Below are 22,873 nucleotides of genomic sequence, written 5' to 3' on the forward strand. Positions count from 1 at the left end.
ACCGGGGCGGGGGGGTCGCCCTGGGCGCCAGCGCCGCGAGCGGCCCCGCCCCCGGCGCGGGGGCGGTGTCGGAGCGCACGCCCTCGGGGTGGGGGCGGCGGCGGCCCGGGGGGGCCGCCGCCGCCCTGGTCTGCTCATGCGCGCTGCTCGCCCTGCCTCTGCAGTCGTCGCTCGCCGGCATCGGAGCGTGCTGGATCCTGGTGCACGGCAGCGTGAACGCGATGCACGCCGCGCTGTGCGCCACCGTTCCCGACCGCGTTCCGGTCAACCAGCGCGGCATGGTCTCGGCCGTCGCCGCGCTCGCGATGCCGCTCGGGCTGGTGCTGGGCACGCTGCTCGTGTCGGGCCTGCCCAACTGGGCCGGGTACGTCATCGTGGGCGGTGTCGTGGCGACGCTGGCCGTCCCGTACCTCGTGCAGAAAGAGGATCCAGCGCCGGCTCGCGACCGGCGCCGGGAAAAGGGCGGCCGGGAGCAAGGACGACGGCGCTCGGTCCGCGGTCTCCTGACAGACCTGTACGTCAGTCCACGGCACAACCCGGACTTCGCGTGGGCGTGGGGCGGCCGGTTCTTCTCGCAGCTGGCGTCGTCGCTCGCCACGCTCTACCTGCTCTACTTCCTGCGCGACGAGGTGCGGCTGGCCGATCCCGACGGCGGGGTCGTCGTGCTCAGCCTGCTCTACACCGTGGGCGTGGTCGCGGCGAGCGTGGCGGCGGGACGCATGTCCGACCGCACCGGCCGGCGCAAGGTGTACGTCGTCGTCTCGTCGGCCCTGATGGCCGGCGCGCTGATCTGCATGGCGCTGCTCCCGGTCTGGCCTGCGGCCCTGCTGTCGGCGGCCGTGCTCGGCGCCGGCCACGGCGTCTACCTCGCCATCGATCAGGCCCTGGTCACCCAGATCCTGCCCAGGGCGCGGGACCGCGCCAAGGATCTCGGCCTGATCAACATGGCCGGCAGCAGCGCCGTCGCCCTCGCGCCGCTCCTCGCCGCCCAGTCGGTGCTCCTCGGCGGGTACTCGCTGCTCTTCGTCCTCGCCGCCGGGCTGGCGTTCGCCGGCGGGCTCCTCATCCAGCCGATCAGCTCGGTCCGCTGAGCCGGTCCGGTGGAGCCGCCGACCTGTCGAGAGAGGTGCCGCAGCTTTTGCTGGCAAGACGTTCAACCGAACCACAACCCGCGTCGCCCGCGTCGCCCGTGTCGTTCGAGGTGCTGGGGCGGCTCTCGATCAGCGCCGGGCGGCAGCCCGTGGCGCTGCCGCGCTCCCAGGTCCTCCAGGGCCTGCTCGGCGTCCTGCTGCTCGCGCAGGGCGAGCCGTTGCGCACCGAGCGGCTCACCCGGCTGGTGTGGTCCGACCGGGCCGAGCTGACCAGCCGGGAGTCCGTGCACGTCGGGATGTCGCGGCTCCGCAAGTGGCTCCGGCAGGCCGGCGGCGGCCGGCTGTCGATCGATCACCAGGACGGCTACCGGCTCGTGGTCCCGGCGACCGATCTCGACCTGCACCGGTTCCGGGCGCTGGCCGGCCGGGCGCGATCGGCCGAGGATCCCGACCTGCGCGGCTCGCTGCTGCTCTCCGCGCTCGACCTGCGCCGCGGGCCCGTGCTCGCCGGGATGGAGTACCTCGACCGCGACGACATCCTGGTGCGCTCGATCGACCAGGACGTCCGCGAGGCGGTGATGAACCTGGCGGCCCTCGCGCCGCGCCTGGAACGGATCGAGCCGGTCATCCGCGTCGTCGGCGCGCTGGCGCGGGAGCTCCCGTTCGACGAGCCGCTGCACGCCGCCCTCATCGAGCTGCTGGCGGCGGGCGGCCGGCCCGCCGACGCCCTGGACGCCTACCGCCGGCTGAACGAGCGGCTGACCACCGAGCTCGGCGTCGAGCCGAACCGGCAGGTCCAGGACGCGCATCTGCGGATCCTCGCCCGGACCCGGCCGTTCACGAGCGCGGCGGAGGCCGGCGAGGCCCTGCCCGTGCCCGCCCAGCTGCCGCCCGACGTCCCCGACTTCACGGGCCGCGCGGACGAGGTGGCGCGGATCGCCGAGAGCCTGGTGGACCCGGCGGACAAGCGGGGATGGCGGGCGCGGTCGGTGGCGGTCACGACGGTCGCCGGCATGGGCGGCATCGGCAAGACCACGCTCGCCGTGCACGTCGCCCACATGCTGACCGCCGCGTTCCCCGGCGGGCAGCTCTACGCCGACCTCGGCGGGGACGGCGACCCGGCCGAGCCCGGCGAGGTGCTCAACCGGTTCCTGCGCGCGTTGGGGATGAGCGGCTCCGGCGTTCCCGCCTCGCTCGCCGAGCGCACCGCGCTCTTCCGCAGCCGCGTCGCCGGGCGCAGGGTCCTCATCGTCCTCGACGACGCGGCGAGCGAGGAGCAGGTGCGCCCGCTGCTGCCCGGGGCCCCGGACGCGGCGGTGCTCATCACCGGCCGCAACCGCCTGACCGGGCTGGAGGGCGCGACGCTGCTGGACCTGGAGGTCCTGTCGCCGCCGCAGGCGGTCGACCTCCTGGCCCGGGTCGTCGGCTCGCGGCGCGTCGCGGCCGAGCCCGGCAGCGCGGTGGAGCTCACCCGGCTGTGCGGGTACGTCCCGCTGGCGGTGCGGATCGCCGCCGGCCGGCTGGTCGGCCGCCCGGACTGGACGCTCGCGCACCTGGCCGAGATGCTCCGCGACGAGCGGGGGCGGCTGGACGAGCTGGCCGTCGGCGACCTGGGCGTCCGGGCCAGTTTCGAGCTGAGCTACCGGCCGCTGCCGCCCGCGACCCAGCGGGCGTTCCGGATCATCGGGCTGCTGGACGCGCCGTCCTTCGCCGCCTGGACGGTCGCGGCCCTGCTCGGCATCCCGCTGAACGAGACGCGCCCGCATCTGGAGACGCTGATCGACGCCCAGCTCGTCGGCGTCGCCGGCCCCGACGACGCCGGCGAGCTGCGGTACCGGATGCACGACCTGGTCCGGCTCTACGCCCGGATGTGCGCGACCACCGAGGACGCGCCGCGGCAGCGCACCGCGGCCCTCGGCAGGGCCCTCGGCGCCTGGCTGTGGCTGGCCGAGCGCGCCGCCGACCGCGTCCCCGGGCCCGCCTACGCCGCCATGCACGGCACCGCGCCGCGCTGGCCGCTGCCGCCGGCGACCGCCGCGCGGTTGCTGGCCGACCCGATGCGGTGGTTCACCGCCGAGCTGCCCGCACTGGTCGCCGCCGCCCGGCAGGCCTGCGACCTGCGGCTCGACGAGCTGGCCTGGGACCTGGCCGCCTGCATGGAGAAGTACTGCGACGTCAGGGGCGTCTACGACGACTGGCGGCAGACGCACGAGCGCGCGCTGCGGCTCTGCCGGGCGACCAAGAACAAGCGCGGCGAGGCCGTGCTCCTCCGGGGGCTTCTGGAGGTGACCACCTGGACGTCGGCGGAGCGGTCGGGGCCCGCCATGGCCACGATGCGCGACACGGCGGAACGGGTCCTGCGGCTGTTCGAGGAGCTGGGCGAGCCGCGCGGAATGGTCGACGCGATGACGGCCATCGGCTGGGGCCAGGTGGCGCAGGGCGACGAGGAACAGGCCCTCGCCACCGCGGACGAGGCCGTCCGGCTGGCCGAGAGCATCGACTACCTGGGCGGGCAGGCCCGGGCGCTGCAGCTGAAGGCCGTGGCGTACGGCGAGAGCAACGCCGAGCAGGCACTCCCCTGCCTGGAACAGGCCCACAAGCTCGCCGACCTGCTGGGCAACCCCCGCCTGGAGGCCACGATCGTGCAGTTCCTCGGCGCGGCCCACGCGCTGACGGGCGACATCGTCACCGGAGAGGAACTCCTCAACACGTCGGTCACCATGGCCCGCCGGCTCGACGACCGTTATCTGGAGACCTTCTCGCTGATCTATCTCGGGAAGCTGTTCGCCGCGCTGGGCGACGAGCGGGCCCGGCCGACCGTGGAGCTCGCCCTCGCCTACAGCCACGCGGGCAACTTCGGGCACCATCTGGCCGAGTCCCTCGCCCTCCTCGGCACGCTGAACCTGGCGGCGGGCGACGCCCCGGCGGCCGTCGCCTGCCTGGAGAAGTCCGTCACGGTGTGGCGCACCCGGGGCTGGTTCTCGTTCCTCGCCGCGACCCTCCGTACGCTGGCCGATGCGCACGATGCCGCCGGAAACGACGAGGCGGCGCGCGAGGCCCGCGCGGAGGCAGATTCCCTACTATCAAAGTAGGTAATCTGGACAAATCGCGAAAGGTCCGGTAAGGGCCCAGTAAGGGGCGTGCCGGTACCGTCGAAGGGCATTGCATTACTTCCCCGCTGCAATGCCGAATCGGTGATTGCCACGCTCCCAAGACGAGGTTATGCATGCACCTCTCGGCACACGACCAGCAGCAGATAACCGCGCTTCTCGGCACGGCGCGAAGCGAGATCCTCTCGCTCGTTCCGTCTTGCGAGGCGCCCTTGTGCGACGCCTACTTCCGCACCCCGACACGGTCGCGGATCGTCGTCTCCCGTTCCCGCCGCGCCCCGTGCCCCTCCCGCGACGGCGCCTCCGAGGTCCGCCTCGGCCGGCGGTTCTCGACCTTCCTTCTGATCGTCGACCGCAAGAGGGCGCTGGCCAAGAACGGCGACGTGCCCCTCGGCCGCTCGGTCGTCCAGCCCGCCGAACTCGACCGGTTGATCGCCCTCTTCGACGACCACTGGGACCGGTCGCTCCCCGTCCCGCGGGGCCCCGCCCGGCTCACCGAGCTCCAGCTGGACATCCTGCGGCAGCTGGCGACGGGCCTGACCGACCAGGCCACCGCCAACGCGCTCAAGATCTCATCGCGCACCGTCCAGCGCCAGGTCAGCCAGGCCATGGATCAGCTGGGCGCGCGCAGCCGCCTGGAGCTGGGCGTCTACCTGGCCGCCACCGAACTGATCTGACCCTGGCCGGTCGCGGGACGACCGGGCCGCGAGGAAGCGGCCCGGCGGTCCGCCGTCCGGCTAGATGATCAGGCCCAGCGCGAGGACGAAGACCAGGCCGCTCACGGAGATGATCGTCTCCATCAGCGACCAGGTCTTGATGTTCTGGCCCACGCTCAGCCCGAAGTACTCCTTGACCAGCCAGAAGCCGGCGTCGTTGACGTGGGAGAAGAACAGCGAGCCGGCGCCGATGGCCAGCACCAGCAGCGAGGTCTCGCCGGTGCTCAGGGTGGTGACCAGCGGCGCCATGATCCCCGACGCGGTGACGGTGGCGACCGTCGCCGAGCCGGTGGCGAGCCGGATCAGGACGGCGACGACCCAGGCCAGCAGCAGCACCGACATGCCGCTGCCGTCCACCCAGTCGGCGACGAGCTTGCCGATGCCGGTGTCGATCAGGGTCTGCTTGAAGCCGCCGCCCGCGGCCACGATGAGCAGGATGCCCGCGATGGGCGGCAGCGACCGTTCCAGCGACGTCGCGATCCGCCCGCGGTCCATGCCGGAGCCGAGGCCGAGGGTGAACATCGCGACGACGACGGCGATGAGCAGCGCCACCAGCGGGGTGCCCAGGTTGTCGAGCACGGTGCGGACCCTGGTGCCCTCGTCGGCGAGGATGTCGGCCAGCGCCTTGCCCATCATGAGGACGACCGGCAGCAGCACCGTGCCGAGCGTGAGGCCGAACGAGGGCCGGGAGCGCTCCGGCTCGTCCTTGCCCGGGTCGGCCTCCGGGTCGGCCTCCGCGCCGTTCTCCGAGCCGTTCTCCGCGGTCCGGTAGAGCTCCGGCGCGGGCACGTTCACCCAGCGGGCGGCGTAGCGGGCGAACAGCGGGCCGGACACCGCGATCGTGGGCAGCGCGACGAGCACGCCCAGCCCCAGCGTGACGCCGAGGTCGGCCTTGAGCGCGTCGATGGCGACCAGCGGGCCGGGGTGCGGGGGCACCAGGCCGTGCATGGCCGACAGCCCGGCCAGCGCGGGGATGCCGACCTGGATCAGCGACAGCCCCGAGCGCCGGGCGACCAGGAAGATCACCGGCATCAGCAGGACCAGGCCGATCTCGAAGAACATCGGCAGCCCGATCAGCGCGCCGACCAGGGCCATCGCCCAGGGGAGCGCGCGCGGGCCGGCGCGGCCCACGATGGTGTCGACGATCTGGTCGGCGCCGCCGCTGTCGGCCAGCAGCTTGCCGAACATCGCGCCGAGCGCGATCAGCGCGCCGACGCTGGCCGCGGTACTGCCGAACCCCTCGCCGAACCCCTTGACGGTGTCGGCCATGGGCAGCCCCGCGACGAGGCCGACGGTCAGCGAGCCGAGGGTCAGGCTCAGGAACGGGTGCACCTTGAGCCAGGTGATCAGCACGACGATCAGGCCGATGCCGAGGAGCGCGGCCAGTACGAGCTGGCCGCCGCCCGCGACGGGCTGCTGGGGTGGCGCTAGGGCCAGGGGGTTCATCGGGTGGCCTCCGGGGTCCCGTGGGTTGTCGTGGCGAGGTAGGCGTCGGTGAGGTCGCCGACGGAGGCGTCGAGGTCGAGGACGACCCCGCGCTCGTCGGGTTCGAGGGGCTCCAGGGCCCGGAACTGGGAGTCCACCAGCGAGGCGGGCATGAAGTGCCCCGGGCGGCCCGCCACGCGCCGCCGGACGACCTCCCGCTCACCGTGCAGGTGGACGAAGCCGACGCCGGGCGCGCAGTCCCGCAGCAGGTCGCGGTAGGCGCGCTTGAGCGCCGAGCAGCCGACCACGCCGCCGCGGTGCGCGTGGCCGGCGAGCCAGGCGCCGATGGCGCGCAGCCACGGCAGCCGGTCGGTGTCGTCGAGCGGGACACCGGCCGACATCTTGGCGATGTTGGCCGGGCCGTGGAAGTCGTCGGCGTCGGCGAACGGCACCCCCAGCCGCTCGCCGAGCGCGGCTCCGAAGGTCGTCTTGCCCGAGCCCGAGACGCCCATGACGACGAGCAGGGGAACGGCCGGCGCGGGATCGGCGGCGGCAGGCATCAGTGTGCTCCCTTCGGATGACGTTTGGCCGAGTGTGACATGAATCATCTGCTCTCATCAAGAACAGTGGTTCATTAATCAGATCTTTTGTCCCGAATGGCCTTCCTGCTGCTCAAATGTGTGATGATTGAGGACTGTGACGGACAATGACCAGGCCGGGCTGCACGGCAGCGTCCTGGACCAGCTCGGCGTGCTGATCACCTCGGGGGAGCTCCTGCCGGGCCGGGTGCTGCGGATCGAGCAGCTGGAGTCCCGCTTCGGGGTGTCCCGGTCGGTGATCCGCGAGGCCATCCGGGTCCTGGAGGCCATGGGCATGGTCAGCAGCCGCCGCCGGGTCGGGATCACCGTCGCCCCCCGCGCGCGGTGGAACCTGTTCGATCCCCGGATCATCGGCTGGCGCCTGGAGGGCGAGGGCCGGGACGAGCAGCTGCGCTCGCTGAGCGAGCTGCGCCGCGGCATCGAGCCGGTGGCCGCGTCCCTCGCCGCCCGCTGCGCCACCCCCGAGCAGTGCGGCACCCTCACCGGCGCGGTCATGCGGATGGCGGTGCACGGCAGGTCGGGAGACCTGGAGGCCTACCTCGACGCCGACATCGTCTTCCACCGCACGCTCCTGGAGGCCTCCGGCAACGAGATGCTGGGCGCCCTCGGCGACGTGGTGGCCGCCGTGCTGACCGGCCGCACCCATCACCACCTGATGCCCACGCGTCCCGAGCCGCAGGCGATCAGCTGGCACGCCGAGGTCGCGCAGGCCGTGCAGGCCGGAGACGCGGCCGCCGCCGAACGCGCGATGCGCGACATCGTCGAGGAGGCGACCCAGGCGATGCTGAACAACGGCTCTCCGGCGCCCGACGCGCCCTGACGAACACCCCTTCCACCACTAAGGGTGCGATACGGCCGGAAGCGGACATGGTCTTGAGTCACCCGTGATGCGGCAGAGGATGGTGGGTGCTCCCGGATTCCCGTTCAAGGAGAGGGAATTGCCATGCGCCGTCGCTCTGCCGCCCGCACCCGCAGCCGTCCGAGCGTGATGGCGGTGATCCTGGCACTGGCGGCCGCAGGGGTGGCGTCCGCCGGGGTCGCGCTGCCGGGTGCCGCGCAGGCGGCCCCTGCCTCCGGCGCTGCGCCCGGTGCCCCGGGCAAGGCCGCGACCTGGGCGGCGGGCGACAAGGACGGTCTCGGCACGGCCAAGAACACCAAGAGCAAGGTCTGGTACACGCTCAACGACGGCGCCCTCACCGAAGTGTTCTTTCCGCGTGTCGACACGCCCGCGACGCGCGACACCCAGCTGGTGGTGTCGGACGGCACCACGTTCACCGACCGGGAGGACCGTGACACGGTGTCCCGCGTCCGGCTCACCGACTCGCGCAGCCTGATCTACCAGCAGGTCAACACGGCCAAGTCCGGCAAATACCGGATCACCAAGACCTACGTGACCGACCCGGCGCGGTCCGCGGTGCTGGCGGACGTCCGGTTCGAGTCGCTCACCGGCCGGCCGTACGCGGTGTACGTCCTGCACGACGCGGGGCTGGGGCTCAACGCCAACGACGACACCGGCCGTACCGAGGGCGGCGGGCTGGTGGCCACCGACGGCGTGATCAGCAGCGCCGTGCTGGCGTCCCCTGGCTTCACCAAGACCTCCAGTGGCTATGCCGATCGCAGCGACGGCTGGACGGATCTGCAGGACAACCGCCGCATGGACTGGTCCTACAGCGCGCCCCAGCGGGGGAACGTGGTGCAGATGGGCCAGACCCGGCTCACCGGCCTGCCGGGGAGCCAGCGTCTGACCCTGTCCTTGGGCTTTGACGCCGGGCTCGACGCGGCGCTCACGACAGCCCGCGCCTCACTGGGCCGTGGCTTCTCTTCGGCGCGGTCGGCCTACTCCTCTGAATGGCACCGCTACGTCTCCTCGCTCAGCCCCGTCCCCAAGGCGGCGAAGGCGTGGCGTCCGGCCTACCTCGCCTCGGTGATGCTCCTGGCCGCGCACGAGGACAAGACGTTCCGCGGCGGCTTCGTCGCCGCCGCGTCCCGGCCCTGGGCCTGGGCGAACGAGCTGCAACACCTGCCGGTCTACATCGCGGTGTGGTCCCGCGACCAGTACCAGATGGCGACGGCGCTGCTCGCGGCCGGCGACAGGGCCGCCGCCGGCCGGGCCCTCGACTACCTGTGGACCGTGCAGCAGCGTCCGGACGGGTCGTTCCCGCAGAACTCGCGGCTCGACGGCGAGCCGGTCTTCGGCGGGCTGCAGATGGACGAGGTGGCCTTCCCGATCGTCCTGTCCCACCAGCTCGGCCGGACCGGATCCGCCGAATGGGCACGGGTGCGCCGGTCGGCGGACTTCCTCGTCGCCCGCGGACCCCGCACCGACCAGGAGCGGTGGGAGAACATCGGCGGCTACTCCCCCGCCACCATCGCCGCGGAGATCGCCGGCCTGGTCGGCGCGGCCGACATCGCTCGCCGGAACAACGCCGCCGGCCTCGCCGCCGGCTATCTGCGCACAGCGGACCAGTGGCAGCGCGACCTCGACCGGTGGACGCTGACGACCAACGGGCCGCTGTCCAGCGAGCCCTACTACCTGCGCATCACCGACAACGGCGACGCGAACTCGGGCGCGCCGATCCAGATCGCCGACGGCGGCCCGCTGGTCGACCAGCGCCAGGTCATCGACCCGAGCTTCCTGGAGATGGTCCGCCTGGGCGTCAAGTCCGCCAAGGACCCCGACATCCTGTCGACCCTGCGGCTGATCGACGCCAAGCTCATGTACCGGACGCCGAACGGCCCGTTCTGGCACCGGTCGAGCTTCGACGGCTACGGCGAACGGCGGGACGGCACCCAGTGGGAGCCGGTACCGGCGGGGTCCGGCGAGACGGTCGGCCGGGGCTGGCCGCTGCTGACCGGCGAGCGCGGCGAGTACGCCCTGGCCGCCCGGCTGTCAGCCCGGCGCTACCTGGACGCCATGGGCCGGGTGGCCCAGGATTCCGGTGGCCAGGTCATCGCCGAGCAGGTCTGGGACCACAATCCTCCGGCGGGCGCGGGGCGCTTCACCCCGGGCGAGAACACCTTCTCCGCCACCCCGCTGGCCTGGTCGCACGCCCAGTTCATCCGGCTCGCACGCTCGATCGACGCCGGACGCCCGGTGGAGACCCCACGGATCGTCGCCTGCCGCTACAAGACGACGCTCTGCTGATGTTTCACCACAGCGCCTCCACCGCGGCGTCGGCTGCGCCGATCACGTCGTCGTCGGGCGGATAGAGCAGACTGCGCCCGACGACGAGACCCCGGACGTTCGGCAGCCGCATGGCCTTCTGCCATCCCGCGAGCGCCGCGTCCGGGTCGGCGGGCACCTCGCCGCCGAGCAGAAGGGCGGGCATCGTGGTGGCGGCCATCACCCGTTCCATGTCGTCGACCACCGGCACCTTGAGCCAGGTGTACGCGGACGTCGTCCCGAGCCCGGACGCGATGGCGATCGCACGGATCATCGCCTCGGGGGTGAGCAGGTTGCGGACGCGCCCGTCGACCCGATGCGACAGGAACGGCTCCACCATCGCCATCAGCCCGCGCTCGGCCAGCCCGGAGACCGCCCCGGCACAGGACTCGATGGTGGCCACCGTCGCAGGGTCACGTTCGTCGATCCGCAGCAGCATCTTCCCGCCGTCGAGCCCGGCGGCGCCGATCGCCGCCGCGCTGTAGGCGGTGAAACGATCGTCGATCTCGAAGACGGCCCCGGCCAGCCCGCCGCGGTTCATGCTCCCGATGACGACCTTCCCGTCCAGCGCGCCGAGCAGCAGGAGGTCCTCGATGATGTCCGGGGTGCCGAGGACTCCGTCCACGCCGGGTCGTTCCAGCACCGTGCACAGCCGTTCGAGCAGGTCGCGCCGGTCGGCCATCGCCAGTGACCGCGTGCCCGCGCCGAGCGACCCCCGGGCCGGATGGTCGGCGGCGACGATCATGAGGCGCCCGCCCGGCCCGAGCAGGTTCCCGCGCCGCACCCTCCGCTGCGCCGCCTCGCCGATCGCCCCGGGCCGCACGGCCCGCGTCTCGATCAGTGCCGCCATCCGATCGGCGAAGGTGCCCTCACCCACACGTCCTCCCCAGCGAGTCCGGCTGCCCACGGTACTTCGCGGACCTCAAGCACCGGCGCGCTCAGAGTTTGCGGACGACCACTCCGACGCATTCGCCCGGGCGAATGAAGCCGAAGTCGCGCGAGTCCCAGCTGGCGCCCGGATTGTCGCCTAGGACGACGAGGGAGGCAGGTGGTACGACCGTCTCGGGTGCTTCGCGCAGCGCGGGGATCCGTTCCCGAGGCACACGGTCGCCTGGGACGGCGATCGCTCGCTTGATGAGCAGTCGTTCGCCTGGCTGCGGCAGGGTTTCCACGGTGGTCGTCGCGAGCTCGTCCTCGGCCGGGAAGGTTCCGGGTGGCAGGTGCACGAGGGGCGGGTCGGGCGCGATCACGACGACGATCTGGCCGGTGCGGATTCGCTGGGTCCGCCGCACCAGGACGCGGTCCGCGTCGCAGAGGGCGGGTTCCATGCTGCGGCCCGAGACGGTCGTCAGCAGGTAGCGCCGCCGGATCCAGAGCGTCGCGAGGCCGCCCGCCACCGCGAGGCCGGCGCCCACCGCGGTGCGCGCCCGCCTCCGCTTCATACCGCCGAGCCGAGGGGCAGGTCCTCCAGGCGGCCGCCGGTCGCGACGACCGCGTGGTCGGGGCCGAGCAGGTAGACGGCGGGAGTCCAGGAGTTCTGGAACGCCCCGGCCACCGGCCCGTCGTGGTCCTCGACGACCACCCGGGCGACCGGTGCCAGCGCGGCGGCCAGTTCCTCGTCGTTTCCGCCGATGACCGCGAGGACGTCGGCGCGGCCCATCGCGCCGGCGCGTTCGGCGAAGTGCGGCAGCATCGCGTGGCAGGGCTCGCACCCCGCGGAGAAGAAGCCGACCAGCCCGGTGAGGTCCGCGGCCGAGACCTGCTCGCCCGCGGTGGTCGTGGCGGTGAACGCGGCCGGGCGCGATCCCGGCTTGAGCGCGACCGGCGGGGTCGCGCTGACGGCGTGCCCGTGTCCCTGTTCACGCAGGCGCCGGATGACGGCGAGGGTGAGCGTCAGGTTGAGGACGCAGAGGACGCCGACGAGGACGACGGCGGCGGTCAGGTAGGCCATCAGCAACTCCCTGCGGGCGGGTGAGGAGACGGACGGCGGCCGGAGCGCCGCCGCCCGTCGAAGGGTCACTCAGACCGGGTCAGCACTTGCCTTCTTTGACGGTCTGGCAGCCCTGGTCCAGGCAGCAGACCCGCACGTACTTGTTACCCCCACTGCAGTAGTGGTAGTAGCTGCAGCCCGCCTGGGCGCTGGCCTTGGGTGCAAGGCGCGAGATCAGGCGGTCGGCGAGACGGGACATGGTCGTCTCCTCTCCGGCCGGGTTACGGCCGATGTGGCGTGTCGAAAACGATCATGGGAACGGGCGGGTTTCGGCACAAGGCCCCTAGATCGACTTCTTGGAAAACGATCAAGAAGCCCAGGTCGGCGATTCTCGGCCGACCCCCGGGCGGCCACCCGGGCGACCGAAACGATCTTGACATTCCCCACAACCGGTGGGTTGGACGATCTTGTCAGCCGCACCGCCCCACATCCCGGCGGAGACCCTCGACTGTCGCTGTATGGACCACCGCAGATCGCGGTCGGCGACACGCTATTCGGGCTCGGAATGGTCGGAGGCGAGCTGAAAGCGCGAGTATCGGGTGCGTTCGGCGACGAAGTCGGAACTTGGGTCTTGACCCGTCGAACATCGCCGTGAGAACGTTCTCTCCAGTTGGCCGAGAGAACGTTCTCTCAGATGTTCGTCCAGCGTAACGCGGCCGTTGGCGGCACGTCACGACCTCTCTTCGAATCGAACCTTCATCCATCCCGTCCGCCTTCGCGCGGCCCCCCTGGAATGCATTGGAGAAAGATGAGAAAGCTCGCTATGGCCCGGACGGCGATCGTCGCGGCGGCGGTGTCGCTCTTCGCGGCGACCGGGTGCGGCTCCGGCTCGGACGGCGGTTCCGGTGGTTCGGGGAACGCCGACGGGGTCGCCAAGGCCGGCGTCCTGAAGGTCGGCACCACCAACAACACCAAGCCCTACTCCTACGAGGAGGGCGGCAAGCTCACCGGTTTCGAGGTCGACCTCATCGAGGCCGCCGCCCAGAAGCTCGGGCTCAAGACGAGCTTCGTGTCCCTGGAGTTCTCGGCGCTGCTGCCGGCCGTGAACAACCGCCAGTTCGACGTGACCGCCGCGGCCGTCGGCATCACCGCCCCGCGCAAGAAGATGGTCGACTTCTCCGAGGGCTACCTCGCCGGCTACTTCGGCGTGCTGACCCGCCCGGACAGCGGCATCACCTCCGACGTCGGCTCGGTCAAGGGCAAGCGGCTCGCGGTGCTGCAGGGCTCCATCCAGGACACCAACACGGCGACGTTCGTTCCCGGGGCGCAGATCGTCCGCTTTCCCGACAACAACACCGCGGACCTGGCTCTCAAGAACAAGCGGGTCGACGGGTTCTTCAACGATTTCGAGCCCAACCTCAGCATCGTCAAGAAGTACCCCGACCTGCACCTGGTCCAGCCGATCCTCATCCCCGCCACCGACTTCCCCGCGGGGTGGGCGGTCCGCAAGGGCAACACCACGCTCATCACCAAGCTCAACGGCGCGCTCAAGCAGGTCGTCACCGACGGCACCTGGCTGAAGCTCTACAAGAAGTACTTCCCCCAGAACCCGGTGCCCACCGGTAGCCAGCTGCCGCCGTACAAGCCGAAGGCCGGCCATGAGTAACCTCCTCGACACCTTCTTCGACTGGCAGCTGATCCGTGACGTGCTGCCGGACCTGCTCACCTACGGGCTCCGCAACACCCTCGTGCTCTCGGTGGCGTCCGCGGCGCTCGGCAGCGTCATCGGGATGGTGCTGGCGATCATGGGCCTGTCGCAGCGCTGGTGGCTGCGGTTCCCGGCCCGGATCTACACCGACCTGTTCCGCGGCCTGCCCGCGGCGCTGACCATCCTGATGGTCGGCGAGGGCGTCTTCTCCGCGCAGATCAGCTGGCTGGCGTCCCCGTACCCGGTGGCCATCGTGGCGCTGAGCCTGATGTCGGGCGCCTACATCGGCGAGATCTTCCGCTCGGGCATCCAGAGCGTGGAGAAGGGCCAGGGCGAGGCGTGCCGCGCCCTCGGCATGACCCACGTCCAGTCGCTCCGGCTGGTCGTGGTGCCCCAGGGTGTGCGGCGGGTCCTGCCGGCGATGGTCAACCAGTTCATCGCCATCATCAAGGACTCCAGCCTGGTGTTCTTCCTGGGCCTGGTCATGAACCAGCGCGAGCTGTTCCGCATCGGCCAGGACGACTCGGTGACCACCGGCAACCTGTCCCCGCTGGTGGCCACGGGGCTGTGCTACCTGCTGCTCACCGTCCCGCTCACCCATCTCGTCAACTTCATCGACCGCCGGCTGCGCGAAGGCGCGCGGCGGGCGCCGACGGCCGACGGGACGCCGGCCGTCAACGCGGAGGGGGCGCTCGCATGACCACCTCGGATCTTCCACTCGCCACGGGCGAACCCCGCTACCAGGGGTCGTCGCTGGAGGCCCGCGACATCCGGATGTCGTTCGGCTCGCTCGAAGTGCTGCGCGGCGCCGATCTCCTGGCGCCGGCGGGCAACGTCGTGTGCGTCGTCGGTCCATCCGGCTCGGGGAAGTCGACGCTGCTGCGCTGCCTGAACGGGCTGGAGACGCGGACGTCCGGCCAGGTCCTTCTCGGCGGCGAGGACACCGCCACGCTGGACATCAACGTGCTGCGGCAGCGGATCGGAATGGTGTTCCAGCACTTCAACCTTTTCCCCCACAAAACCGCTCTGCAGAACGTTACGCTCGCCCTGACGAACGTGAAGAAGATGTCCAGGGACGAGGCCACGACGATCGCCAAGCAGCGCCTCGCCGACGTCGGGCTCGCCGACCGTGGCGGGCACCGGCCCGCCCAGCTGTCCGGTGGTCAGCAGCAGCGTGTCGCCATCGCGCGGGCCCTCGCGATGGCGCCGGAGGTCATGCTGTTCGACGAGGTCACCAGCGCGCTCGACCCGGAGCTGGTCAAGGGCGTGCTGCAGCTCATGGCCGAACTCGCCGGCGGCGGCATGACCATGGTCGTCGTGACGCACGAGATGGGTTTCGCCCGGCAGGTCGCCGACCAGGTGGTGTTCATGGACGCCGGGGTGGTCGTCGAGGCCGGCCCGCCCGAGCGGCTCTTCGAGGCCCCCGAGTCGCCCCGGCTCAAGAAGTTCCTCTCCCAGGTCCTGTGATGGCCGAGCATCCGAAGTCCGGGCGGCGGAGCCCGACCGTGGCCGACGTGGCCCGCGAGGCCGACGTCTCGGTCGCCACCGCCGGACGGGCGCTCGGCAACTACGGCCGCGTCCGGGACGATCTGCGCGAGCGCGTGCAGGAGGCCGCCGCGCGGCTGGGCTACTCGCCCAACGTGGTGGCCCGCAGCATGCGGTCGGGCGGCACGCGGAGCATCGGCTTCGTCGGGGCCGACATCTCCAACCCCTACTTCGCGACCGCGATGCGGGGCGTGTGCGACGTCGCCCGGGAGGAGGGGTACGAGCCGCTGCTGTTCAACGTCGACGACCGGCTCGACGCCGAGCGCAACGCGATCAAGGTGCTGCTGGAGAAGCAGATCGACGGCATCGTGGTGTCGCCGACGTCGGTGACGGACATCGGCCACCTCCGGCAGGCCCGGGAGCGGGGGGTGCCGATCGTCCTGCTCGACCGCGGCAGCCCCATGATGGACGTCGACAGCGTCGTGATCGACAACGAGGCGGCCGCCCGCGACGCCGTGACGTACCTGCTCGGCCTGGGGCATCGCCGGATCGGCCTGCTCGCGGCCATCGACCCGGCGGAGGGGCCGCAGCTGGTGACCGAGGACGATGGCCGGGTGGGAGTAAGGGGCGCGCCGCGTCCCTCCGTCGACCGCGTCCGCGGATACCTGGCCGCACTGGACGCTCACCAGGCCGAGTCCTCTCCCGAGCTGATCCGTTTCTGCCCGCTCGACGCCGTCCCGCACGCCGAGGCGGAGGCCCGCGAGCTGCTGTCTCTGCCGGAGCCGCCCACCGCCGTGTTCGCCGCCGACAACGTCAGCACGCAGGGCGCGTTCATGGCGGCGCGCCACCATCGCAGGGCGATTCCGGGCGAGCTGTCGCTGGTCGGCTTCGACGACCTCGACTGGACCGCCCTGGTCGAGCCGCCCCTGACCGTGGTCGCCCAGTCGCCGCTCGACATGGGCCGAACGGCGGCGCAGCGGCTGTTCCAGCGGATCAGAGGGGACGATCGGCCCGCCGAGCGGATCGTCATGCCGGCGAAGCTCGTCGTCCGATCGAGCGCCGCCCGGCACTGACACCCCGCTCCCCTTCCGCCTCCCGCCTTCCACACATCCGGCTCGCCCTGAGGCGAGCCGCACGCCCGGCATGCCCAGACTCACCCGATCATCGAAAGGTCACTCGCATGTCCACCTCCAGTTCCCGTCCCCGCGTCGCCGTCCTGGGCGGCGGTGTGATCGGGGTGTCGGCCGCGGTCCAGCTGGCCCGCCGCGGCGCCGACGTCGTCCTGGTCACCGCCGGCCGGCTGGCCGACGGGGCGACGGGCCGCTCGCTGTCCTGGCTGAACTCCTTCGGCGGCCGGCGCTCGGAGGCCTACCACCGGCTGCGGCTGCTCGGCGTCGAGCGGTACCGCACCTTCGCCACGCGCGTGCCGTCGTCGGACTACCTGACGTTCGACGGCGGGCTGACCTGGGCCGCGCCGGGCGAGGCCGGGTCCCACCGCGCGGACTTCGAGCACATGCGCCGCAACGGGTACGAGGCGCACTGGCTGAGCCGCGACGAGGTGGCGGGCTGGACGCCCGGCGTCGACCCCGCCGCGATCCCCGACGAGGGCGCGATCTTCAACCCCGGGGAGGGCTGGGTCGACCTCGCCGCCCTCGTCCGCCACCTCGCGGGCGAGCTCACCGCGGCCGGCGGACGCGTCGTGACCGGCGCGGGAGCCGCCTCCGTCGTCGTCGGGAACGGCCGGGCGACCGCGGTGAGGACCGCCGCGGGCGAACGGATCGACGCCGACGCGGTGCTGATGGCGACCGGTTCGGACGTCCCCCGGATGGCACGGGAGTTCGGCGCGCGGATCGCGGACGCGACGCCCCTGGCGCTGCTCGTGCGCGCCAAGCCGGCCGGCACCGCCCTGCGGGCCACGCTGAACACCCCGCGCGTCGCCGTCCGCCCGGCGCCGGGCGGCGGGCTGGTCATGGACTCCGACGCCGCGGCGGCCGAGGTCGTCGCGCACCCGGACGGCACCTACGAGGTCAAGGACGCCACCGTCGACGGGCTGCTGCGCGAGGCGTCGGCCGTGCTCGCCGGCAACCCCGAGCTCGTCCTCGACTCCTACGGGGTGGGCCCCAAGCCGATCCCCGGGGACGGCGAGCCGGTGTTCGGTGAGCTCGACCAGGTGTCCGGCCTGCACGTGGCGTTCACCCACAGCGGCGCCACGCTCGCCCTGATCGCCGGCGAGCTCCTCGCCGGCGAGATCGTCACGGGCGACCGCAGCCCGCTGCTGGCGGCCTTCCGTCCCGGCCGTTTCGGCTGACATCCGGTCCACGACAGGCACGAGGAGTCTCCATGACAGAACCAGTACGCATCGGACTGGCCGGCTACGGCTTCGGCGGCAGGTACTTCCACGCCCCGCTGCTCGCCTCCGCCCCGGAGTGCGACTTCCTGGGAGTCGTCACGTCCTCCCCCGAGCGGCGCGATCAGGTCGCCCGCGAACTGGACCGGCCGGCGTACGGCTCGCTGGCGGAGCTGGCCGCCGCCGGAGCCGAGGCGGTGGCGATCTCGACTCCGGCGGCGACTCATGTGCCGCTGGTCCAGCAGGCGCTCGGGCTCGGTCTCGCGGTCGTCTGCGACAAGCCGTTCGCCCTCGACGCCCGTACCGCGCGCGAGACGGTGGAACTGTCCGAGCGGCTCGGGGTGCCCCTGACCGTCTACCAGAACCGGCGCTGGGACTCCGACTTCCTGACGTTGCGGCGGCTGGTCGACTCGGGCGCGCTGGGCGAGCTCACCCAGTTCGAGTCACGGTTCGAGCGGTTGCAGCCCGACCCGGGCCCGCCGTCGGCCGGGGGCGGCACGCTGCTGGACTTCGGCAGCCACCTGGTCGACCAGGCGCTCGTCCTGGCCGGGCCCGTCGAACGGGTGTACGCCGAATGGCACGTGCGTGACGGCGAGGACGGCCTTGACGACGACGTGTTCGTCGCACTGAGCCATCGCGGCGGCGTCCGTTCCCATCTGTGGGGCAGCTGGCGGCAGGGCGCCCCAGGGCCGCGCCTGCGCGTGAGCGGCACGTCTGGCGCCTACGTCGTCGAGGGAGTGGACGGGCAGGAGGCGCTCCTGGTCGGCGGCGCGTCCCCGGCGTCGGAAGGCGACCGCTGGGGCGCCGAACCGGAGGAGCGCTGGGGACAGGTGCGGCGTGGTGACCATGCCGAGCCCGCGCCGAGCGCGCACGGCGCCTGGGACCGGTTCTATCCGGCGTTCGCCGCCGCGGTGCGCGGTGACCGGCCGGTGCCCGTCGACCCGTGGGACGCGGTCGCCACCGCCACCGTCCTGGACGCGGCCCGCACCAGCGCGACGACCGGCGAGGTCGTGCGCCTGCCCGCTTGATTCGACCGTGTGATCCGCCCGCCTGATCCGTTCCACCGCCCTGAGGAGGCCTTGAGATGAGCCCGCACGATCCGGTCTTGCGACCGCTGAAGGTCAACGACCTCGTGCTGCGGAACCGCGTCTACAGCACCGGCCACGCGCCCGCCGGCTATCTGGACGGCGGCGCGCCCGGCCTGCGCTACGAGCTCTACCACGAGGAGAAGGCCAAGGGCGGCATCGCGCTGACGATCATCGGCGGGTCGAGCAACGTCGCGCCCGACTCGGCGAGCGTGTTCGACCAGATCGACGCGGGCGGCGACGCGATCCTGCCGTTCTACCGCTCGATCTCGCGGCGGGTGCACGAGCACGGCGCCGCGATCATGATCCAGCTGACCCATCTCGGCCGCCGCTCCCGCTGGGACATCGACCGCTGGCTGCCCGCGGTCGCCCCCTCGGGCGTGCGCGAGCGGGCGCACCGCAGCTTCCCGAAGGTCATCGAACGGTCCGACATCGACCGGATCGTCACCGCCTATGGCGCGGCGGCCCGGCGGGCCCGGGAGGGCGGCCTGGACGGCATCGAGATCGCGGCGATGGCCGGCCACCTCATCGACCAGTTCTGGTCCCCCCGTACCAACCAGCGGACGGACGAGTTCGGCGGGGTCCTGGAGAACCGGATGCGCTTCGGCCGGATGGTGCTGGAAGAGATCCGGCGGCAGGCCGGCGACGACTTCGTGGTCGGGATGCGCATTCCGGGCGACGAGGGCGTGCGGGAGGGGCTGCGCCCGGAGGAGTGCGGCGCCATCGCCGCCGCCGTCGCCCGCACCGGCATGGTCGACTTCCTGTCGGTCGTCTACGGGTCCGGCAACACCGACCGGGAGCTGTCGGAGATGATCCCGGTCTTCGGCCGTCCGCTGGGGGCCGGGCTCTCGGTCGCCGGGGCGATCCGCAAGGAGGTCGACATCCCGATCTTCCACGCCGGCCGGATCGCGGACCTGCCGACCGCGCGGCACGCCATCGACGGCGGCCACGCCGACATGGTCGGCATGACGCGCGCCCACATCGCCGACCCGCACATCGTCGCCAAGCTCATGGCCGGCGACGAGGACCGTATCCGGCCCTGCATCGGCGCCACGTACTGCGCGTCCAGGGTCGAGACGTTCTGCCTGCACAATCCGGCGACGGGGCGGGAGGCGCAGATCCCGCAGCTGGTCGGCGCCGCCCCGGCCGGCAGGCGCGTGACCGTCGTCGGCGGCGGGCCGGCGGGGCTGGAGGCCGCCCGGGTGTGCGCCGAACGCGGGCACGAGGTGACGCTGCTCGAAGCGTCCGACCGGCTCGGCGGGCAGGTGCTGCTCGCCGCCCGCACTCCGCGCCAGTCCGAGAAGGCGGGCATGGTCCACTGGCTGGCCCAGGAGGTCCGGCGCCTCGGCGTGACCGTGCGGCTGAACGCCTACGCCGACGGCGCGGACACCCTGGCGTCAGGGCCCGACGTGGTCGTGGTCGCGACCGGCGGCCTTCCCGACGTCCCGGCGCTGGAGTCGGGAGCCGAACTCGCCACGTCCACCTGGGACGTGCTGAGCCAGGCCCCGAAGCCGGGCCGCCGCGTGCTGATCTTCGACGACCACGGCGGGGAGCAGGCGCTCACCGCGGCCGAGCGGCTGGCCGCCGCGGGTGCCCAGGTGGAGATCGTGACCCCCGACCGCATGGTCGGCGCCGACGTCACCGGCACGATCTATCCCGACTACCTGCGGACCCTGTACGCGGCGGGCGCGACGCTGACCCCGGACCACGTCCTGAGGTCCATCCGGCGGGAGGGTGGCGCGCTCGTCGTCACCCTGGCCAACGCCTACAGCGACGTGCCTGTCGAACGCACCGTGGACGACGTGGTCGTCGAGCACGGCACCGTCCCGGTGGACGAGCTCTACGAGGAGCTGAAGGCCGGCTCCCGCAACCTCGGCGAGACCGACCTGGACGCCCTGCTCGCAGGGCGACCGCAGGAACTGGTCACCAACAAGGACGGCGCGTACCACCTGTTCCGCATCGGGGACGCGGTGGCCCACCGCAACGTCCACGCCGCGATCCTCGACGCACGCCGCCTCTGCATGACGCTCTGACCCTGCCGCGCGCCGACGCGCGCCGCGGCCCGGCGGTCAGCGGACGCAGCCGCAGGAGTCGCGGTGCATGAACCGGGGCTTGAGCCTGATGGTGCGCGGCGGCTGGTCGGGGTCGGCGATCCGTTCCGCCAGGAGCTGGACGGAGCGGGTCGCCATCTCCCCGATCGGCTGGGCGATCGCGGTCAGCCGGGGGCGGAAGATCGACGCCCATTCGAAGTCGTCGAACACCGTCAGGGCGACGTCGTCCGGCACCCGGATCCCGCGCCGGTCGAGCGCCCGCATCACGCCGATCGTCATGTGGTTGTTGGCCACGAACAAGGCCGTCGGCGGGTCGGGCAGCTCCATCAGCTCCTGGGCGGCGGTCTCGGCCGCCGAGGCGTGGGACCGCCCATGCCCGACCAGCTCCGGGTCGAAGGTCAGCCCGGCACGGGACAGGCCCACCTGGTAGCCCTTGAGGCGCTCGGTGGAGGTCATCAGCCCCTCACGCCCGGCGACGATGCCGATCCTGTGGTGCCCCAGCTGCGCCAGATGCACCACCAGGTGGGCGCTCGACTCGACGTTCTCGGTGCCGATCTGGTCGAACCGGGGCGAGGCGCACCGGTCGACCAGCACCGTGGGGATGCTCAGCTCGTCCAGGTAGCGCAGCGACGGTGATCCCGGGCCGTGCGCCTCGGTGGCCAGCAGGATGCCGTCGACCCGCCGCTGGTGCAGGGCCTGGACGACCTTGAGCTCCTCGTCGGCGTCGTCGTGGGTGTCGGTGAGCAGCAGCGTGTACCCGGCGAGCCGTACCTGCGCCTCCATCGCCGCGACCAGGTCGGCGAAGTAGAAGTTGGAGATCGCCGAGATCGCCAGCCCGATCGACTTGGTGCTGGAGGTGACCAGGGAGCGGGCGACGGTGTTCTGGATGTAGCCGGTCGACTCGATCGCCGCCATGACCTTCTGCCGGGTCGGGTCGGCCACGAACCGGGTCCCGTTCAGCACATGGGACACCGTCGAGATCGACACCCCGGCCTGACGTGCGACATCGGCCATCGTCGCCATCGCTCACCCCTTGATCAAAGCGTTTGCGCAAACGTTTGCGCGAACGTTTTCGCGTGAGCAAGATAACGCCAACGCAACCGGGGCGAAACCCCCGAGACATCCCCGAGGAGAAACCATGATCCGCAAAGGCGCCGCCTTCGCCGTGATCGGAGCGCTCGCGCTCAGTGCCGCCGCCTGTGGTGAAGGCTCGAAGGGGTCGAGCTCCGGCGGCACCGCCAAGGTCGGCCTGATCACCAAGACCGAGACCAACCCGTTCTTCGTCAAGATGCGCGAGGGCGCGCAGAAGCAGGCGTCCGCCGACGGCCTGCAGCTCATGACGGCCGCCGGCAAGTTCGACGGCGACAACGAGGGCCAGGTCACCGCGATCGAGAACATGGTCGCGGCGGGCGTCAAGGGCATCCTGATCACCCCCAGCGACACCAAGGCGATCATCCCGGCGATCGCCAAGGCCCGCGCCAAGGGCGTGCTGGTCATCGCGCTCGACACGCCGACCGAGCCGCAGGACGGCACCGACGCGCTCTTCGCCACCGACAACTTCAAGGCGGGCGAGCTGATCGGCCAGTACGCCAAGGCCAAGACCGCCGGCACCACCCCGAAGATCGCGATGCTGGACCTGGCGCCGGGCGTCAGCGTCGGCATCCTGCGCCACAACGGCTTCCTCAAGGGCTTCGGCGCCGCCACCGTCGACGCCAAGGCGAGCAAGGCCGTCACCGCGCCCCAGGTGGTCTGCGCCGCCGACACCGCCGGCGACCAGGCCAAGGGGCAGACCGCCATGGAGACCTGCCTGCAGAAGGCCCCCGACCTCAACATCGTCTACACGATCAACGAGCCCGCCGCGCTCGGCGCCTACACCGCCCTGAAGAACAAGGGGCTGGAGAAGAAGGTGCTGATCGTCTCGGTCGACGGCGGCTGTACCGGCGTCAAGGGCGTCAAGGACGGCCAGATCGCCGCGACCTCGCAGCAGTACCCGCTGAAGATGGCCTCGCTCGGCGTCGACGCCATCGCCAAGTTCGCCAAGGACGGCACCAAGGCGTCCGGCTACACCGACACCGGCGTCACGCTGGTGACCGACAAGTCGGTGGCTGGCGTGGACGCCAAGGACACCGCCTTCGGCCTGCAGAACTGCTGGGGCTGAGCATC

20 protein-coding genes are annotated in these 22,873 nt (G+C 72.1%); 13 read left to right on the top strand and 7 right to left on the bottom strand.

Going from position 1 to position 22,873, the window contains the following annotated elements:
* The 3 genes from ACGFNU_RS14310 to ACGFNU_RS14320 form a co-directional block, all read left to right on the top strand.
* The coding region (locus ACGFNU_RS14310; RefSeq protein WP_392593581.1) for an MFS transporter at positions 1–1,091 on the top strand (1,091 nt) is incomplete at its 5' end.
* Positions 1,092–1,189: 98 nt separating this feature from the next.
* Complete coding sequence (locus ACGFNU_RS14315; protein ID WP_392593583.1) at positions 1,190–4,183, top strand: BTAD domain-containing putative transcriptional regulator; 2,994 nt, start codon at positions 1,190–1,192, stop codon at positions 4,181–4,183.
* 134 nt (positions 4,184–4,317) lie between these two features.
* Positions 4,318–4,878 (top strand): LuxR C-terminal-related transcriptional regulator, encoded by a 561-nt coding sequence (locus ACGFNU_RS14320; RefSeq protein ID WP_392593585.1) that lies wholly within the window; start codon positions 4,318–4,320, stop codon positions 4,876–4,878.
* Positions 4,879–4,938: 60 nt separating this feature from the next.
* Here the strand turns inward: ACGFNU_RS14320 and ACGFNU_RS14325 are convergent, their stop codons facing one another.
* Complete coding sequence (locus tag ACGFNU_RS14325) at positions 4,939–6,363, bottom strand: GntP family permease (protein ID WP_392593587.1); 1,425 nt, start codon at positions 6,361–6,363, stop codon at positions 4,939–4,941.
* A complete protein-coding gene (locus ACGFNU_RS14330) occupies positions 6,360–6,902 on the bottom strand; it encodes a gluconokinase (protein ID WP_392593589.1) in 543 nt (180 codons plus the stop codon). The genes ACGFNU_RS14325 and ACGFNU_RS14330 overlap by 4 nt, the downstream gene beginning before the upstream one ends.
* 136 nt (positions 6,903–7,038) lie before the next feature.
* Between ACGFNU_RS14330 and ACGFNU_RS14335 the strand changes: the two genes are divergently transcribed.
* Both ACGFNU_RS14335 and ACGFNU_RS14340 read left to right on the top strand, forming a co-directional pair.
* Entirely contained in the window at positions 7,039–7,761 is a 723-nt protein-coding gene (locus tag ACGFNU_RS14335; RefSeq protein ID WP_392593591.1) for a FadR/GntR family transcriptional regulator, read from the top strand.
* Positions 7,762–7,884: 123 nt separating this feature from the next.
* Positions 7,885–10,086 carry a glycoside hydrolase family 15 protein gene (locus tag ACGFNU_RS14340; RefSeq protein ID WP_392593592.1) on the top strand — a complete coding sequence of 734 codons (2,202 nt, stop codon included), beginning with the start codon at positions 7,885–7,887 and terminating at the stop codon, positions 10,084–10,086.
* Positions 10,087–10,090: 4 nt separating this feature from the next.
* Here the strand turns inward: ACGFNU_RS14340 and ACGFNU_RS14345 are convergent, their stop codons facing one another.
* The 4 genes from ACGFNU_RS14345 to ACGFNU_RS14360 all read right to left on the bottom strand — a co-directional run bounded on the left by ACGFNU_RS14345 (position 10,091) and on the right by ACGFNU_RS14360 (position 12,293).
* Positions 10,091–10,954, bottom strand: a complete 864-nt coding sequence (locus ACGFNU_RS14345) for an aldolase (protein WP_392594898.1) — start codon at positions 10,952–10,954, stop codon at positions 10,091–10,093.
* A gap of 88 nt (positions 10,955–11,042) precedes the next feature.
* Positions 11,043–11,546: a S26 family signal peptidase gene (locus ACGFNU_RS14350; RefSeq protein ID WP_392593594.1), complete on the bottom strand. Its 504-nt coding sequence runs from the start codon at positions 11,544–11,546 to the stop codon at positions 11,043–11,045.
* The gene (locus ACGFNU_RS14355) at positions 11,543–12,055 is read right to left on the bottom strand and encodes a TlpA family protein disulfide reductase (protein ID WP_392593595.1); all 513 of its coding nucleotides are present in this window, start codon (positions 12,053–12,055) and stop codon (positions 11,543–11,545) included. The genes ACGFNU_RS14350 and ACGFNU_RS14355 overlap by 4 nt, the downstream gene beginning before the upstream one ends.
* Before the next feature lie 79 nt (positions 12,056–12,134).
* On the bottom strand, positions 12,135–12,293 hold the full coding sequence (locus ACGFNU_RS14360) for a hypothetical protein (RefSeq protein ID WP_392593596.1): 159 nt from the start codon (positions 12,291–12,293) through the stop codon (positions 12,135–12,137).
* A gap of 549 nt (positions 12,294–12,842) precedes the next feature.
* Between ACGFNU_RS14360 and ACGFNU_RS14365 the strand changes: the two genes are divergently transcribed.
* From ACGFNU_RS14365 to ACGFNU_RS14395, 7 genes are all read left to right on the top strand, one after another.
* The gene (locus tag ACGFNU_RS14365; RefSeq protein ID WP_392593598.1) at positions 12,843–13,700 is read left to right on the top strand and encodes an ABC transporter substrate-binding protein; all 858 of its coding nucleotides are present in this window, start codon (positions 12,843–12,845) and stop codon (positions 13,698–13,700) included.
* Positions 13,693–14,442 (top strand): amino acid ABC transporter permease, encoded by a 750-nt coding sequence (locus ACGFNU_RS14370; protein WP_392593600.1) that lies wholly within the window; start codon positions 13,693–13,695, stop codon positions 14,440–14,442. Before ACGFNU_RS14365 ends, ACGFNU_RS14370 begins: the two co-directional genes overlap by 8 nt.
* Positions 14,439–15,209 carry an amino acid ABC transporter ATP-binding protein gene (locus ACGFNU_RS14375; RefSeq protein ID WP_392593602.1) on the top strand — a complete coding sequence of 257 codons (771 nt, stop codon included), beginning with the start codon at positions 14,439–14,441 and terminating at the stop codon, positions 15,207–15,209. Before ACGFNU_RS14370 ends, ACGFNU_RS14375 begins: the two co-directional genes overlap by 4 nt.
* On the top strand, positions 15,209–16,300 hold the full coding sequence (locus tag ACGFNU_RS14380; RefSeq protein WP_392593604.1) for a LacI family DNA-binding transcriptional regulator: 1,092 nt from the start codon (positions 15,209–15,211) through the stop codon (positions 16,298–16,300). The genes ACGFNU_RS14375 and ACGFNU_RS14380 overlap by 1 nt, the downstream gene beginning before the upstream one ends.
* Before the next feature lie 107 nt (positions 16,301–16,407).
* A complete protein-coding gene (locus ACGFNU_RS14385) occupies positions 16,408–17,535 on the top strand; it encodes an NAD(P)/FAD-dependent oxidoreductase (protein WP_392593605.1) in 1,128 nt (375 codons plus the stop codon).
* A 32-nt stretch (positions 17,536–17,567) separates the two neighbouring features.
* Complete coding sequence (locus tag ACGFNU_RS14390; protein WP_392593607.1) at positions 17,568–18,602, top strand: Gfo/Idh/MocA family protein; 1,035 nt, start codon at positions 17,568–17,570, stop codon at positions 18,600–18,602.
* A gap of 56 nt (positions 18,603–18,658) precedes the next feature.
* Positions 18,659–20,692 carry an FAD-dependent oxidoreductase gene (locus tag ACGFNU_RS14395; RefSeq protein ID WP_392593608.1) on the top strand — a complete coding sequence of 678 codons (2,034 nt, stop codon included), beginning with the start codon at positions 18,659–18,661 and terminating at the stop codon, positions 20,690–20,692.
* 36 nt (positions 20,693–20,728) lie between these two features.
* Here ACGFNU_RS14395 and ACGFNU_RS14400 read toward each other — a convergent pair whose 3' ends face one another.
* Positions 20,729–21,733 (bottom strand): LacI family DNA-binding transcriptional regulator, encoded by a 1,005-nt coding sequence (locus ACGFNU_RS14400; protein ID WP_392593609.1) that lies wholly within the window; start codon positions 21,731–21,733, stop codon positions 20,729–20,731.
* 115 nt (positions 21,734–21,848) lie between these two features.
* Here ACGFNU_RS14400 and ACGFNU_RS14405 point away from each other — a divergent pair, with 115 nt between their 5' ends.
* Positions 21,849–22,868: a sugar ABC transporter substrate-binding protein gene (locus tag ACGFNU_RS14405; protein WP_392593611.1), complete on the top strand. Its 1,020-nt coding sequence runs from the start codon at positions 21,849–21,851 to the stop codon at positions 22,866–22,868.
* The last annotated feature ends 5 nt before the right edge of the window (positions 22,869–22,873 follow it).

This window comes from Spirillospora sp. NPDC048911 (assembly GCF_043198015.1).
In the GTDB taxonomy this organism is placed as follows: domain Bacteria; phylum Actinomycetota; class Actinomycetes; order Streptosporangiales; family Streptosporangiaceae; genus Spirillospora.

Coding starts and splice junctions, on each gene's coding strand:
- ACGFNU_RS14320 (WP_392593585.1), top strand. CDS start 4,318: ATGCACCTCTCGGCACACGACCAGCAGCAGATAACCGCGCTTCTCGGC.
- ACGFNU_RS14325 (WP_392593587.1), bottom strand. CDS start 6,363: ATGAACCCCCTGGCCCTAGCGCCACCCCAGCAGCCCGTCGCGGGCGGC.
- ACGFNU_RS14330 (WP_392593589.1), bottom strand. CDS start 6,902: ATGCCTGCCGCCGCCGATCCCGCGCCGGCCGTTCCCCTGCTCGTCGTC.
- ACGFNU_RS14340 (WP_392593592.1), top strand. CDS start 7,885: ATGCGCCGTCGCTCTGCCGCCCGCACCCGCAGCCGTCCGAGCGTGATG.
- ACGFNU_RS14345 (WP_392594898.1), bottom strand. CDS start 10,954: ATGGCGGCACTGATCGAGACGCGGGCCGTGCGGCCCGGGGCGATCGGC.
- ACGFNU_RS14350 (WP_392593594.1), bottom strand. CDS start 11,546: ATGAAGCGGAGGCGGGCGCGCACCGCGGTGGGCGCCGGCCTCGCGGTG.
- ACGFNU_RS14355 (WP_392593595.1), bottom strand. CDS start 12,055: ATGGCCTACCTGACCGCCGCCGTCGTCCTCGTCGGCGTCCTCTGCGTC.
- ACGFNU_RS14360 (WP_392593596.1), bottom strand. CDS start 12,293: ATGTCCCGTCTCGCCGACCGCCTGATCTCGCGCCTTGCACCCAAGGCC.
- ACGFNU_RS14365 (WP_392593598.1), top strand. CDS start 12,843: ATGAGAAAGCTCGCTATGGCCCGGACGGCGATCGTCGCGGCGGCGGTG.
- ACGFNU_RS14370 (WP_392593600.1), top strand. CDS start 13,693: ATGAGTAACCTCCTCGACACCTTCTTCGACTGGCAGCTGATCCGTGAC.
- ACGFNU_RS14375 (WP_392593602.1), top strand. CDS start 14,439: ATGACCACCTCGGATCTTCCACTCGCCACGGGCGAACCCCGCTACCAG.
- ACGFNU_RS14380 (WP_392593604.1), top strand. CDS start 15,209: ATGGCCGAGCATCCGAAGTCCGGGCGGCGGAGCCCGACCGTGGCCGAC.
- ACGFNU_RS14385 (WP_392593605.1), top strand. CDS start 16,408: ATGTCCACCTCCAGTTCCCGTCCCCGCGTCGCCGTCCTGGGCGGCGGT.
- ACGFNU_RS14390 (WP_392593607.1), top strand. CDS start 17,568: ATGACAGAACCAGTACGCATCGGACTGGCCGGCTACGGCTTCGGCGGC.
- ACGFNU_RS14395 (WP_392593608.1), top strand. CDS start 18,659: ATGAGCCCGCACGATCCGGTCTTGCGACCGCTGAAGGTCAACGACCTC.
- ACGFNU_RS14400 (WP_392593609.1), bottom strand. CDS start 21,733: ATGGCGACGATGGCCGATGTCGCACGTCAGGCCGGGGTGTCGATCTCG.
- ACGFNU_RS14405 (WP_392593611.1), top strand. CDS start 21,849: ATGATCCGCAAAGGCGCCGCCTTCGCCGTGATCGGAGCGCTCGCGCTC.